Below are 14,205 nucleotides of genomic sequence, written 5' to 3'. Positions count from 1 at the left end.
CGCCTATGACTGCAACGCTATGGCAGCACTCAAGAAGCGACTGGCAGACGCAGGCTGCTCCTTTGAGCGCCAGGGCAAAGGAGATCATGAAATCTGGTACAGCCCCATTACCGATCGCCGCTTTGTTGTAGACGGTTTCATCAAGTCTCGCCATACAGCCAATGCAGTGTTGAAGCAGGCAGGCTTACCGAAGGCTTTTTAGATCTGCTAGACCTTCAGATCCCCGACTTTTTTGAAAACAGCCGCCAAACATGCCCTTGGGCTTAAGAGCGTTGCCGACTAACTCGGCGAACGATTCAAAGCAATGGGTCACAGACGCGCCAAAGCGGAGCCAAGTGCTGCTCAAGGCACCCCGTAAGCAGGTTGACTCAGCGTTAAACATGCTTAACTCAGCTTAGAGCTAGCCCGACTGAGCTAATGTATGACTCGACCTAGCTCAGAGCTAGCCTGACTGAGCTAAAACATGGCTCGACTTCACCCAGAGCTAGCTCGACTGAGCAAAACTGTGACTCGACTTCACCCAGAGCTAGCTTGATAATGCTCAACGATCGCTCGACCCAACTCAACTAGGACTCAACTGCACCTGGAACAAACTCAAGTGGCTGGAACGATCGCTCGACTCAGTTCAAACATGGCGCAACTCGATATTAGGCTGCCTCAAGTAGACTTTAAGGGGCTGTAAAGAGATAACGTCATGGACTGTAGCGGTCAGCCATCAGCGGTCAGCGGTCAGCCATTAGAGAAAAGCTGATAGCTGATAGCTAAGCCAAAAGTATGCAGTTATTTTTTAACAAGTCCTAAGCCTGCATCAGCTTACGCAGAGGCGAGATCGCTCGCTTCCATGGGCTGCCTGCCTAAATTGGCAAACAGTACGCCAATGCGTGAACAGATGGATACTAGAACCTGATCCAGACTTGAAGTAAGCATGGCAACGCAGCACTATGGTTTCTGAGCATCAGCTTATTCTGGTAACGGGACCCGCCCGATCGGGCAAGAGTGAATGGGCAGAAACACTAGCAAAGCGCTCCGGTAAGTCCGTCCTTTACGTGGCGACGGCTCAGATCGATACAAGCGATCGCGAGTGGCAGCAACGCATTGAGCAACATCAACAGCGGCGTCCCTCCACCTGGCAAACGCTAACCGTCCCGATCGCGCTAGCTGAAACGATTCAAACAGCCCCATCCAATAGCTGTCTTTTGGTGGACTCCCTAGGCACTTGGCTCGCGAACCTCTTAGAGCAAGACGAAGCCACCTGGAGCAAAACCCTGCACAATCTGCTGGAAAGCCTCCAGCACGCAACCAGCGACATCATTTTTGTCGCAGAAGAAACAGGCTGGGGTGTGGTACCTGCCTATCCAGTGGGACGCTTGTTTCGCGATCGGCTCGGCATGCTAACGCGCCAAATTGGCGCGATCGCGCAGCCCGTTTACCTAGTGACTGGTGGTCACGTCCTGAACTTAAGCACATTGGGCGTGCCACTAGAAAAAGCAAGCGTAGAGCGTAGAAATTTTGAGCTTTAAGCTCCCCCTCCTCCCCACTCCCTACCCCCTCCCGATCGCCAAGAACTTAAATATAGATACAGATTTGCAGTCAGTAGAAGCAGGACTGCGCAGACTAGCATGGAACAATCAAACAGAATCTCATCAGACAAAATCCCTTTGAAATTCCACCTTTGGCAGAAGACCTGTTAGTGACAGAAGCGCCATGAGGGGAGTAGAGCAATTCACTCAACTATTGGAGGGCACTTTGCGCCCTTTGCTTTTACGTTATGGCATCAGAACAACAGGTTAAGCAGTATCTCGCCTATTGGTTTCAGTTAGGCAAACGGCTTTTGCTTCATGGTGGTAAAAGTGCCGTGTTGCCTCGTTCAGTCATTCAGGGCGATCGCTACAGCCAGGAATTTGAGGACTGTTGGCAGCAAGTTCGTTCAGCAGATGCAGGCGACTGCTATCTCGAAGGTACTCAGCAAACGATCGCAGAACTATTAAGCCCCCTCTGGGAGATTGATCCGTGCTCTCGCTGTGAGATGCCGAAACCTGTAAAGGTTCAAGGCGTTGCAGCCCTTGAATGTCCTTGCATCGATTTGCCAGGATGGCCGAATACTGAATTGCCTCAGCCACGCGCCCCAATCAGTAGCCAAGCCAGAATGGGACAAGTGCGCGATCGACTCCGCCAAGCCAACAGCTAGTCAAGAAAGGGGTAGTAGATCAACGTTGCCTGCTCGCAATTATTCCGTCAAACAGTCGCGAGTTCAGGTGACTGTCTCCGGGGAATCTCATAGGTCCAAAAGTCTGAAGCCATGTCGGTGTTTGGGAAAATTGACCGGGCTTCTGCCAGCAAATCTTTAAGCTCAATGTCATTCCCAGGCGCATAGCGAGGGCTGAAATGCGTCATAATCAACCGCTTCACCTGTGCTGCCAGTGCCACCTGTGCTGCCATCGTCGAGGTGGAGTGCAGACGTTGATACGCCAGTTCCGCATCCTGGTGCGCAAAGGTTGCTTCATGAATCAAGACATCGGCATCCTGTGCCAGCGCGATCGAGGTATCGCAAAAAACCGTATCCGTACAGTACGCTAGCTTGCGTCCTATTTCTGTAGGCCCACAGAGGTCAGCCCCATTTACCCGTCGTCCATCGGGTAGGCTAACAACCTCACCACGCTTCAGCTTGCCATAGAGCGGCCCCGAAGGAATGCCCAAGGCAGCAGCTCGTTTCACGTCAAAATGTCCAGGACGATCGCGCTCAGCAATCCGGTAGCCATAAGCAGGCACACGATGTTTGAGCAGATCACAGCTCACCGTAAACTCGCTGTCTTCGTAAATCACACCGGGACGTACCGTATGCACTTTGATCGGGTACGAAAAATGCGTTTGCGAGTAGCGCCGACAGGCTTTGAGATACTCATCCAAATCCGGTGGGCCGTAAATATCCATCCGCTGCACATTGCCAGCCAAACCGCAGCTTGCCAGCAGACCCATCAAGCCAAAGATGTGATCGCCATGCATGTGGGTGACAAAAATGCGCGCCAACTGGCTGCTTTTAAGCTCGCTGCGTAGAAGCTGGTGTTGGGTCCCTTCACCACAATCAAACAGCCAAAATTCAGCGCGCTGGGGCAGGCGCAGCGCCACGCTAGAAACATTGCGCGATCGCGTTGGCACACCAGAACTGGTTCCGAGGAATGTAATCTGCAAAACTTAGCGTTCCAAACGGATTTTCTTCCTGAACCTATACTGACATAGGCGAAGGACATAAGGGTTTGACAAAGACGAATGAGTGACAAATTCGGTTTAAGGATCTGGTTTAATAAACGTTACAAACTGTTGAAGACACAAGATGCAAGGGTTGAGACCCATAGCATTTTCTCAATAGCCGTATATCTGGCGTCAAGAGGGAACATTTGCCTCAGAATGGTTGACTCTATCTAAAGCGATTTGACGTATATTAGGCCTCGTTGGCTAAATCTATCTTGGATTGCGCGATCGTCTTTGCATCAGGGCTACTTTATGATGACTGCTTTTAAGTGCTTGAACCTGTGAGGAGACTTCTGAAAATGTCATTGGAACGCTTCCCCTTTTTACTGTTCTCTCAGCTGAGAACGCTAAAGCATTTGAAAGGACGCAGTCGGTGGTTGGAACTCTTTATCTGGATGGCAGCCTTTGCCGTGATGGAAAGCGCCGTTAGTCGTCCGGCCGAAGCAGCGTTGGAATTACGAGTTGCGGTTGAGAACGGCGTTAGTCAGGTCGCCATTGGCAGTTCGACGAAAGGGATCGTACGCGGTAGTAACGGGCAACCCTTGGGCGAAATTGCACCAATGAATGCCTTTATCGCTCAGCCCAAACAGGGTAGCGTTAGCCTCGATCGCTGGCAGTCAAGCCAACTTTGGGTTGAGCCAACGGAAGGCGGCTACGTATATATCGGCGATCGCTGGTATCGTGGTCGTACGCTCGTTGTCCCAGGCAAAAGCGGGCTCATCGCTGTCAACTACGTCGATCTAGAACAATATCTCTACAGCGTTCTGGGTGGCGAAATGAACGGCAACTGGCCCCAGGAAGCCTTGAAAGCACAGGCAGTCGCAGCGCGTTCCTATGCGCTGTATCATCGCCAACGAGCGACCAACGGCATTTATGATGTGGTAGACACAACGGCATCACAAGTTTATAGAGGCATTCGGGATGAATCAACGGGCACACAGACGGCGGTGAATGCGACAGCTGAGCAAGTGCTAGTCTCCAGTGGTCAGATTATTGAGGCGGCCTTCCACTCGTCTGCTGGCGGCTGTACCGAAAATTCTGAGGATGTGTGGTCAAGTCCAGTGCCTTACCTGCGATCGGTCAAAGAAAACTTCCCAGAGGTATCGCCCGTGGCTCAGTGGGGAGAAGAATTTTCCCGCACTGCCTTAAGCAAGCGCATTCCTGGAGTGGGTAACATCATCTCGTTTCAGGCTGTGGAAACAACTGCATGCGGACGGATCAAGTCAATGCGAGTGGTGGGCGATAAAGGTCAGAAGATCGTCAGCGGTGAGGCCCTTCAAACCGCTCTGAACCTGAGAAGTACACTCTTCAGCATTGTTCCTCAGCCTGTGCTGGAAGCAAGTAAAGAAAAAGCGCAAGCTGCACCTACGACCTTTCAGGTGAGCGGTCGTGGTTTTGGACATGGGCTAGGCTTGAGCCAATGGGGTGCTTATAACCTTGCACAACGTGGTACTAACTATCAACAAATTTTGCTGCAATACTACCAGAACACAACTCTGGCGAAGATTCAGGTCAAGTAAGCGGCTGTTGCTGTTGCTTTCTGCTGTAACACCGTTCTACGTGACGGTGTTGCAACCTGATCGAACTGGTCTAAAATCTAATACAACTTAAAGCGAGCAGGTAACACCGCTTGTAGGGGCACGGCAACACCACGTCCTCACCCAAGATCAGTCTGCAACGATCGTTCTTTGAACTGATATAACAATATGGCTATTCGCTTGCACTAAAGGTTTGCGGACTGTGGATGCTGAAAATCGCCCAGAATTAGAGTTAATTGTGCAACAGATCGGTGAAGCGGTACTTGCAACGACCGAAACCGTCGATTGCCTATCGCAACGATTGGATGCGCTTGCAAGCCATGTACAGCAGCAGGGGTACCAAGTTTTTGCGCTCAGTGATGCGGTACAAACGCTCACCGAAGCGCAACAGGAATCGCTGCAACGGCTCGATCGCCTGACGGATGTCTTAGAGCGGCTCGTGACAGCAGTCGATCCCTCAGACCCAGCGCCACCATAGAACATTACCACCGTCTGTATGAGTGCCAGTAGGGGCGTCCCTTCCAAAAAACGCCGACAGCAATCAGCGCCAGCACAGTCATGCTAAATCCAGGCGATCCGAAGAGCAGCCACTTCTCCAAGAGAAATACAAGCGCTACACAGAGCACCAGACCCCATAAACTGCCTGTGCTGATGCTAGAGCGATCGATGCGCTCTAAGGCAAACACCGCTAAGGCCCCTAAGCCGACGGGCAAGCCAAGACCAATGATGAGTGCCATAGAGGGCGACATCAGAAGGCTCACCATGCTTTCAAGTGCAGGGGACTGATTGCCATAGCGGCTCGCAACCTGCAACAAGATATCAACTGGGAGCGCCAGGAGCACTACAGCCACAAATGCCGCTTGAAACAGCGATCGCCAGGGCAAAAACTTCAGCCGAGCAAACGGTTTTCTCATAAGGATGTTACTGAAACGCTCCAGAACTGCGCCTACTCCAGAACTGCACCTAGTAGTGCGATTTTAGCCTCAATCAGCGCAATCGCAGCAGTAAGCAACCATTTGGTCGGTAATCAAGCTGTTGGTTATTACGAGGTACAAGACTAGAGTCTGAACTCAAAGTCCTTTCTCCTCTCTCCTGATTTCCAACTCAAAAATCAAAACGTTCCTTCATCCTTCATCCTTCTTTCCTCAGTCCCCATCCAGCGAAGCATCTTTTAAGTCATATCGCATGTTTTGTAGCGTCTGCTGCAGCACACGGCGTGAGGGACGACGGTATTTTTTTGTTTCGAGCTTTGGCTCATACTGTTCTCCAGCTCGATCGCTTTTACGTTTCATCGTCGATTCGCTATCACCAAGCTTATTTAAAGCCTCCTGACGAGCGATCGCCGCTTCCAGAAAATGCAAATAATGCTCGTAGCGTTCCCAATCGCCCCGCACTACACAGTTTGGCTCATCTCGATGCAGGCAATCGCTGAACTGACAATTCGCCTCTGCTAACCGCTTCCGTGCTTCTGGGAAATAATTTGCCAGGTCTTCAGGCGCACAGTCTAAATCCGGTTGGTTGAAACCAGGCGTATCGGCCAGCAACCCACCCGTTGGCAGCTCAAACAGCTCGACATGCCGTGTGGTATGCCGTCCACGACCCAGCTTGCCAGACACCGTGGCAACTCGTAAATCAGAGTTGGGCACAAACTGATTGATCAAACTAGACTTGCCAACCCCCGATGGTCCCGAAACGATGGTGACACGATCGGTAAGCTGAGCAGCCAAAGCCGCCAATCCTATGGCCTGGTGCACGCTGATCAAGATTGGCCTATAGCCCCAATGCTGTAAGCGATTTTGCCAATGTTCGCGTTCATCAGCGGTGGCAAGGTCACTTTTATTCAAGCAAAGGCAAACTTGTAGCTGCGTCGTCTCTGCTTTGATCAAAAAATGGCTCAGTTGATGGGGATCTAGCGTCGGCTCAACCATTGCGAACACTAGAAGGAGTTGATCCGCGTTAGCAACTGGTGGACGATCCAGCTCTGAGCGACGCGGTAAAACGTGCGCAATCGCCCCACGTCCACCGTCCCAGTCTGGTTCTTCAACCTCGACGCGATCGCCCACCATCACCCGCTGTCCAATTTTTTTCAGGCGCGATCGACGAGTACAAAGCAGCATCAGCGGCACTGATAGTCTGGAGCTTGCAATTTGCGCCGCTTTACCGTCTTGGCACACTCCTGGCTCCCGACTGAAATCAAGCTGCACGTGATAGTAATTGGCCTGCACTGCCACGACAGTGCCCAGAAGTGGCAGAGGCGGCTTAGAGTGCGCTTCTCTTTCAGTAGCGCTTTGAGCGTTAAGTGGATCGTTCAACTCAGAACTCATAACACCACACTCAAAACTTGCCCGTGAAGAGAGGATGCCTTACTCAAGACTCTCCCGGCTGTAAGACAGGTCGCCGAATCTTGATAGCAAAGAAGCCTGAACGGTCTTCAATTTGCTCAATACCATAGCCTTCCATCATCAGGCTATCGGGCACCTGTTCGATCGGCTCACCGGGATCAAGCCAAACTTCTAACAGAGCGCCTGGAGGCATTTGATCAAGCTTGAGCTTGGTACGCACAAAGTTAATCGGGCAGGGTGTGCCTCGCAGATCCAATTGGGCATCCGGTGTAGGAGAGAGTGGTTGCGAGGGACTCATGTACCAAACACCTTACCAAAGAACCCTTCAATGCCGCTTTTACCAATGCGATCGCCGCGTAATTTCGCTAATTTCTCCAGTAGTTCCCGCTCTTCCAATGAGATTTTGGTTGGGATATCGATTGAAATCGTAATGAGGTAATCGCCACGACTCACTGGATTACCCAACTTCGGCACACCTTTCCCTTCCAGTGTTAACACCTTCCCTGACTGAGTTCCCGGTGGAATCAACAGCTCCTGCGGCTCGTTATCAACGGTATTAACTTCCACGCGAGAGCCTAAAATTGCCTGCACGTAGCTAATCTTAAGCTCCGAAAGAATATTAATCCCTTCGCGCTGAAATTCTGGATCTTCGTTGACGAACAGATAAACATAAAGATCCCCTGGAGGCCCGCTACGCTGTCCAGCATCGCCCTCATTCGAAACGCGCAAACGGGTACCATTATCGACCCCAGCCGGGATGTTAATCTTCAGCTTCTTCGTCTCTTGCCGTTGACCATTACCGCTACAGACTTCGCACTTTTCTTCTACAACTTGCCCACTTCCTGCACATGTCGGGCAGACGGATACTTGTGTAAAACTACCAAACGGTGTGCGAGTGGCTCGACGCACCTGCCCTGCACCGCTGCAGGTAGCACAGGTACGGGGACGCGTGCCTGGCTTTGCACCGGTACCGCTACAGGTTGTGCAGGTTTCCAAATGATTGATGCGAATCTCGCGTTCACCGCCGAAAATAGCCTCTCGAAACTCTAGCTTGAGGTCGAGTCGAAGATCGTCTCCCCGCATGGGCCCGGTACGTCGTCGTCCCGTTTGACCAGGAGCACCACCGCCAGAAAACCCACTGAAGAAACTCTCGAAAATATCAGCGAACCCGCCCATGTCGCCAAAGTCTTGGAAGCCGCCTCCGGCCGCTGAACCGACACCCGCTTCCCCAAATTGGTTGTAGCGAGCACGCGTTTCGGGCTCTGAAAGCACTTCATAGGCGCGATTAATTTCCTTAAAGCGCTCTTCGGCTCCGTCTTCTTTGTTCACGTCAGGATGGTACCGACGTGCTAAACGCCGATACGCCTGTTTGATTTCCTCTTTGTCGGCGTCGCGCGATACGCCGAGTGTTTCGTAATAATCACGAGCCATAGAGTGCTGCTGGGAGGGTAAAAGGATTCTTAGAGCTGGGGGCTGAGTTCTGGGTCTGGAGATTTGGTTTCGGACGCTGACCCTCTACCGCTACTCTCTACCGACCACTCCTATACCTTATCTAATCTACAGCTTCGTAATCGGCTGTGACAGTAGCATCGTTTTCAAAGCTGTAGTCGTCATCTGGATCAAGCGACCCGTTCGATGGATGAAACTGGGTTGTAGCTTCATCGCTGGGCACCTCGTTAACACGCTGGTAGACCGATGCACCAATCGCAAGCAACGTTTCTTGCAGTGTATCCAGGCATTGTCTGAAAGCTTCTGGTGTGATCGTCGGATCAGCCGCCGCGGCCTTCAACTCAGTTACTTTTTCCAAAGCCTGCACCTTGAGGTCATCCGCAATAAACTCACTGTTGTCGCGAAGGGTCGTTTCGTAGCTATAGAACAGGCTATCTGCTTGATTCTTCAAGGCAACCAGCTTCTTACGGCGTTCATCTTCCTCAGCGAAGATTTCCGCATCTAACCGTATCCGTTCAATTTCACTCGGGCTTAAACCACCCGTATTAGTGGTCGAAACGCTTTGCTCACGCCCTGTCCCCTTATCACGAGCAGAGACTTTGAGGATGCCGTTTGCATCAATGTCAAACGAAACTTCGATCTGAGGGACGCCGCGAGGAGCCGGAGGAATCCCGTTAAGTTGGAACTTGCCTAAACTCTTATTATCCTTAGCCATTGCTCTCTCACCCTGCAAGGCGTGGATTTCGACAGAGGTTTGCCCATCCGTTGCCGTTGAAAAGACTTGGGTCTTACTGGTTGGAATGGTGGTGTTACGCTCGATAATTTTTGTAAAGACTTCACCCAGCGTTTCGATACCCAACGAAAGGGGGGTCACGTCAAGTAGCAGTAGATCCTTAACTTCGCCTCCCAAGACGCCACCTTGAATCGCTGCACCCAACGCCACCGCTTCATCAGGATTCACCGATCGATCAGGAGCTTTGTTGTTGAAGTATTTGCGGATCGCATCTTGCACAGCGGGGATACGGGTAGACCCGCCAACAAGTAAGATGCGATCAATGTCATTGATGGTCAAATCTGAATCCTTGAGAGCCTGTTCAGTCGGCTTAATGGTCCCTTCCACCAGATGGCTGACCAACTCTTCAAACGTTGAGCGATTAAGCTCCATTTCCAGGTGTTTAGGGCCTGTTTCATCCGCCGTGATGAACGGGAGGTTGATTGAGGTTGTCAGGGTGCCAGACAGCTCGATCTTCGCCTTCTCCGCCGCTTCTCGTAACCGTTGGAGTGCCATTTTATCGATCGATAGATCGATGCCTTCCTGGTCTTTGAAGATCGTAATCATCCAGCGCACAATGCAGTCGTCAAAATCATCCCCACCTAAGTGGTTGTTGCCAGACGTTGCCTTCACTTCAAAGACCCCATCTCCCATTTGCAGGATGGAGACATCGAACGTACCACCGCCCAAGTCAAAAACCAGAATGCACTGATCCTGGTCTTGTTTCTCCATGCCATAGGCAAGCGCGGCTGCCGTTGGCTCGTTGATGATCCGCAACACATCCAGCCCTGCGATCGTGCCCGCATCTTTGGTTGCCTGCCGCTGAGCGTCACTAAAATAAGCAGGCACCGTAATCACGGCTTGCTGTACCGGCTCGCCCAGGTAGTTTTCGGCATCCTGCTTCAGCTTTTGCAGCACCATTGCCGACACTTCTTGTGGCGTGAAGTTGCGTCCACGAATCTGGACGTCCACAGTGTCATCTTTGCCTTTAACACAGACGTAAGGAACGCGCGATCGCTCCATTTCGGTGTCATCCCAACGGCGACCAATGAATCGCTTAATGCTAAAGACCGTATTTTCAGCGTTGGTGACCGCCTGTCGCTTAGCCAACTGCCCTACCAGACGATCGCCAACTTTGCCAAAGCCAACCATGCTTGGGGTCGTTCGTCCACCCTCCGAATTAGAGATGACAATCGGTTGACCGCCCTCTAAGACAGCAACGCAGCTATTTGTCGTGCCCAGGTCGATACCAATGACTTTTCCCATAGCAAGTGGCGGTAAGATACGTGAAGTGAATTTTGATGCTTAGATCTCGATCAATGCTGCTGAAACTGTTGAGCAAAAATGTTCCGTAAATGGCCACATCGCTCAACAGCTCTGAGTTCAAGCATTCCCAAATCTAGTTTGGAAGTAAACGTACTAGGCAAAACTAGTTTTGTGCACCACTCTGATCAGACTCCTCCGAGGTTATCACGGGCTCTGGGGGGGCAGCAACTTTTACCAACGCATGACGAAGAACCCGCTCGCCGAGCACGTAGCCGCGCACCAGTTCTTCGATGACCGTACCTTCCGGATGCTCATCGGTTGGCTGGCGCATAACAGCTTCGTGAAAACTTGGGTCAAACTCTTTGCCTTCAGAACGCATGGGTGCAACGCCAATTCGTTTTAAGCAATCAACCAATTGCTTGTAGACACTTTGGTAACTTTTGTGAATTGTTGTTTCCTGGTCGGTTTGAGGCTTAATTTGCGATCGTGCCCGCTCAAAGTTATCAACGACTGGCAAGAGTTCGTTAATGGTCGAGCACTTTACTTGCAGTTCCAGATCCTCACGTTCGCGCTGAGTCCGTTTGCGATAGTTGTCAAAGTCAGCCGCAATCCGTACACATTGGTTTGTACGTTCCTCCAGTTGAGCTTTCAGCAGTTTAATCTCATTGTCCTTCTCGCCCAGTAAGGCCGAGCCTTCAGGTGCCCCAGGCTCTTGATCAACGACAGTTGCCTGCACGGTTTCGGGGGGCACTGTTACACCATCATCGATCGTTGTAGCAGCTAATGTTGGATCGATCGCTGACTCTGCAGCAAAGTCACCCTCTGGTGAAGCCGCATCTCCTGCACTCACAGAACTAGCTGAGGAGTCAGACGCTGAATTTTGTACGCTCTCATGCTGATTTTCTTCGTCAATCATTGCTATTCAATCCCAATCCTCAAGACTGCTTGTTAGCTACCAGATTTATCCTATACGTTTTAAGAATGAAGCGGCCGCAATAATCTATCTAGCGGATAGCGTTTGGCTGACTCTGCCCCAGCCTTTTAGTATGATGGCCTGACTCAAACTAGCGTGAACTGGTAGCAAGCATAAAACCAATCAAGTGTACTATTAGCGTTGAATCGAGCGAGAGTTAGCAAGCGCCCAAGCTGAACAAACTGTATCTCAAAGCCTGACGAACGAGGCACTAGGGGCTATGATTTTGAACAGTCGTGGGTTTAAAGTGAGCAGCCTCACAAAGATTCAGTCAATTGATAATGTGCAAGTGTAGGCGATTATCGAAACTTTTTTGCTGGCAATTGCAGGTGAAGCTTTATGGTGATCACACACAGTGAAGTTGAGCACCCATTACTCTAAGTTACTTGCGACTGAAGAGCCGACTCGTTCAGTTGGCTCCTGTTAAGGTTTAACCGTACTGTGAGTTCAATCACATTTGGTCAATCTTGCGCTCAAACAGCTTTACGTAGCGATCAGCGCAAAACATCAGTATTATCTTAGCGATTGCTTGTCGCTTTTTGGGCATATTTTAGTAAACCAGGAGACCCTCTTCAACCCGCTATGACTAACTCCTCTTCCCAACGTCGCGCGCTTGTTGTCCAGAATAACTTCTCTCCATTTGGCAACAAGCTTGTTCAGTCTGGCTATGTCAATAATGCCCAGATGCAGCAAGCTTTAATCGAAAGTCGCAAGTCTGGCAGAGCGCTAATCGACGTACTGGAGTCTATTACAGGGCAGCAGCTACCGCCTGATCTGCTTCGTCAGTACAAAAAGCAGCAGCTCTTTGAGTTGAAGATTCTTTATGGTGTTGAGTCGCTTGATCCTGAGATTAGCCAAATTACAAGCACTCAAGTCAGTGAGTTGATCGATACACTCATCCCGATCGACTTATGCCGCCGCTACAGCCTTGTTCCGCTCTCTAAGAGTGACAATCAGCCACCGTTTGTGCTGGTTGCAATGGTCGATCCAGACAACCTGCAGGCTCAGGATGACCTAAACCGCCGCTTGCGGCCTCAAGGGTTGGCGTTGCAGCGACTCGTCATCACAGTAGAAGATTATCGCCGCCTCATCAATCAATACTTAGACGAAAAAGAGAAACGCGAGAAACAGCTTGACGACCAATCTAAAGTTGATGTCAATAAGGATCTAGAAGGTCTGGGCTACCTGGATTTGCAGGATGCCCCGGATGAAGATGACGCCAATCTAGATGTTTCGGATGCTGAAGCCGCACCAGTGATCGCGCTGGTCAACAAGATCATGATTAAGGCTCTACAAGAGGGTGTTTCTGACATCCACATTGAGCCTCAAGAGGAGTTCTTGCGTGTGCGCTTCCGCAAAGATGGCGTACTGCGCGAACCGTTTGCTGAGCCGTTCCCTAAAAAGATTATTCCAGCCGTGACGGCTCGCTTCAAGATCATTGCCCAGCTTGACATTGCCGAACGTCGATCGCCGCAAGACGGACGCATTCGCCGTATTTATGACGGTCGCAAGGTAGATTTCCGGGTCAACACACTACCCAGCCGCTATGGCGAGAAGGTCGTGCTCCGGATTCTAGACAACTCTGCCACCCAGCTTGGTTTGGATAAGCTGATCACCGATCCAGAGTCGTTGCAAATTGTGCAGGAAATGGTGCGGCGGCCCTTTGGCTTGATCCTGGTGACAGGTCCGACGGGTTCTGGTAAGACAACAACGCTCTACTCGGCACTGGCTGAACGGAATGATCCAGGAGTCAACATCAGTACAGCCGAAGATCCCATTGAGTATTCGCTGCCAGGTCTCACTCAGGTACAGGTCATTCGTGAGAAAGGCTTGGATTTTGCCGCCATTCTTAGAGCCTTTCTGCGTCAAGATCCCGATGTGATTCTGGTGGGTGAAACCCGTGACCGTGAAACAGCCAAGACCGCGATCGAAGCGGCGCTCACTGGGCACCTGGTTTTAACAACACTGCACACCAACGATGCAGCTGGCGCGATCGCTCGCCTGGATGAAATGGGTGTTGAACCCTTCATGGTTTCTGGTGCACTCCTGGGAGTAGTGGCTCAACGACTGATGCGTCGAGTTTGCAGCGAGTGCTGTGAGGCTTACACACCGACTAGAGAGGAGTTAGCTCGCTTTGGTTTATCCGCGTCTAGTGAAGGTGAGTTGACCCTTTACAAAGCCACCACTTTACAGCCGAACGAAATGCAGGAAGCACGATCGCAGAACAGACTGTGTCCCAAATGTGGTGGTGCTGGATACAAAGGACGTTGTGGTGTCTATGAGGTCATGCGTGTCACCGAACGGCTACAAAACCTGATCACCCAGGGTGCTCCGACCGAGTCAATCAAGGAGGTTGCTGTCGAAGAGGGCATGCAAACGTTGCTGGCGTATAGTTTGAATTTGGTGCGTACTGGTCAAACGACCCTTGAGGAAGTTGAGCGAGTGACCTTTACAGATACTGGGTTAGAGTCTGAGCTGAGAGCCAAGCGCAAAACCTCCTTGAGCTGCCGCGTGTGTAGCGCTGACCTCAAGCAAGAGTGGATCGATTGTCCTTACTGCATGACCCCACGTTTCCAAGATTAAGTTGCCACATTCAGCTAAATGTAAAAACGGAGC

Annotated in this window: 13 protein-coding genes; 6 read left to right on the top strand and 7 right to left on the bottom strand. The window is 51.1% G+C overall.

Translation table 11 applies throughout. From position 1 onward, the window contains the following. Nucleotides 1-19 precede the first annotated feature (19 nt). The 3 genes from C7B82_RS15490 to C7B82_RS15475 all read left to right on the top strand — a co-directional run bounded on the left by C7B82_RS15490 (nt 20) and on the right by C7B82_RS15475 (nt 2,188). On the top strand, nt 20-202 hold the full coding sequence (locus C7B82_RS15490) for a type II toxin-antitoxin system HicA family toxin (protein WP_106257194.1): 183 nt from the start codon (nt 20-22) through the stop codon (nt 200-202). Between the two features lie 739 nt (nt 203-941). Continuing rightward, a complete protein-coding gene (gene cobU, locus C7B82_RS15480; RefSeq protein WP_106257192.1) occupies nt 942-1,520 on the top strand; it encodes a bifunctional adenosylcobinamide kinase/adenosylcobinamide-phosphate guanylyltransferase in 579 nt (192 codons plus the stop codon). A gap of 248 nt (nt 1,521-1,768) precedes the next feature. Further along, nucleotides 1,769-2,188, top strand: coding sequence for a hypothetical protein (locus tag C7B82_RS15475; RefSeq protein ID WP_106257191.1), 420 nt, complete (start codon nt 1,769-1,771; stop codon nt 2,186-2,188). A gap of 47 nt (nt 2,189-2,235) precedes the next feature. Here the strand turns inward: C7B82_RS15475 and C7B82_RS15470 are convergent, their stop codons facing one another. Beyond that, nucleotides 2,236-3,189: a ribonuclease Z gene (locus C7B82_RS15470; protein ID WP_106257190.1), complete on the bottom strand. Its 954-nt coding sequence runs from the start codon at nt 3,187-3,189 to the stop codon at nt 2,236-2,238. A gap of 359 nt (nt 3,190-3,548) precedes the next feature. Here C7B82_RS15470 and C7B82_RS15465 point away from each other — a divergent pair, with 359 nt between their 5' ends. Together C7B82_RS15465 and C7B82_RS15460 are read left to right on the top strand one after the other, a co-directional pair. Then, complete coding sequence (locus tag C7B82_RS15465; protein ID WP_106257189.1) at nt 3,549-4,769, top strand: SpoIID/LytB domain-containing protein; 1,221 nt, start codon at nt 3,549-3,551, stop codon at nt 4,767-4,769. Between the two features lie 220 nt (nt 4,770-4,989). After that, complete coding sequence (locus C7B82_RS15460) at nt 4,990-5,265, top strand: hypothetical protein (RefSeq protein WP_245939919.1); 276 nt, start codon at nt 4,990-4,992, stop codon at nt 5,263-5,265. Between the two features lie 4 nt (nt 5,266-5,269). Here the strand turns inward: C7B82_RS15460 and C7B82_RS15455 are convergent, their stop codons facing one another. The 6 genes from C7B82_RS15455 to grpE all read right to left on the bottom strand — a co-directional run bounded on the left by C7B82_RS15455 (nt 5,270) and on the right by grpE (nt 11,532). Then, nucleotides 5,270-5,701, bottom strand: a complete 432-nt coding sequence (locus C7B82_RS15455) for a peptide chain release factor 1 (protein WP_106257187.1) — start codon at nt 5,699-5,701, stop codon at nt 5,270-5,272. Between the two features lie 231 nt (nt 5,702-5,932). Further along, on the bottom strand, nt 5,933-7,111 hold the full coding sequence (gene rsgA / locus C7B82_RS15450) for a small ribosomal subunit biogenesis GTPase RsgA (RefSeq protein WP_106257186.1): 1,179 nt from the start codon (nt 7,109-7,111) through the stop codon (nt 5,933-5,935). A gap of 43 nt (nt 7,112-7,154) precedes the next feature. After that, nucleotides 7,155-7,427, bottom strand: coding sequence for a sulfurtransferase TusA family protein (locus C7B82_RS15445; RefSeq protein WP_106257185.1), 273 nt, complete (start codon nt 7,425-7,427; stop codon nt 7,155-7,157). Further along, on the bottom strand, nt 7,424-8,560 hold the full coding sequence (gene dnaJ, locus C7B82_RS15440; RefSeq protein WP_106257184.1) for a molecular chaperone DnaJ: 1,137 nt from the start codon (nt 8,558-8,560) through the stop codon (nt 7,424-7,426). The genes C7B82_RS15445 and dnaJ overlap by 4 nt, the downstream gene beginning before the upstream one ends. Nucleotides 8,561-8,681: 121 nt before the next feature. Next, complete coding sequence (gene dnaK / locus C7B82_RS15435; protein ID WP_106257183.1) at nt 8,682-10,616, bottom strand: molecular chaperone DnaK; 1,935 nt, start codon at nt 10,614-10,616, stop codon at nt 8,682-8,684. A gap of 163 nt (nt 10,617-10,779) precedes the next feature. Continuing rightward, nucleotides 10,780-11,532: a nucleotide exchange factor GrpE gene (gene grpE / locus C7B82_RS15430; protein ID WP_106257182.1), complete on the bottom strand. Its 753-nt coding sequence runs from the start codon at nt 11,530-11,532 to the stop codon at nt 10,780-10,782. A gap of 639 nt (nt 11,533-12,171) precedes the next feature. Between grpE and C7B82_RS15425 the strand changes: the two genes are divergently transcribed. After that, a complete protein-coding gene (locus C7B82_RS15425) occupies nt 12,172-14,172 on the top strand; it encodes a GspE/PulE family protein (protein ID WP_106257181.1) in 2,001 nt (666 codons plus the stop codon). Nucleotides 14,173-14,205: the final 33 nt, after the last annotated feature.

The sequence above is a fragment of the Stenomitos frigidus ULC18 genome (assembly GCF_003003795.1).
In the GTDB taxonomy this organism is placed as follows: Bacteria; Cyanobacteriota; Cyanobacteriia; order Leptolyngbyales; family Leptolyngbyaceae; genus Stenomitos; species Stenomitos frigidus_A.
The sequence above is the reverse complement of the archived record's forward strand: the minus strand, read 5'-3'. Positions and strand labels throughout refer to the sequence as shown.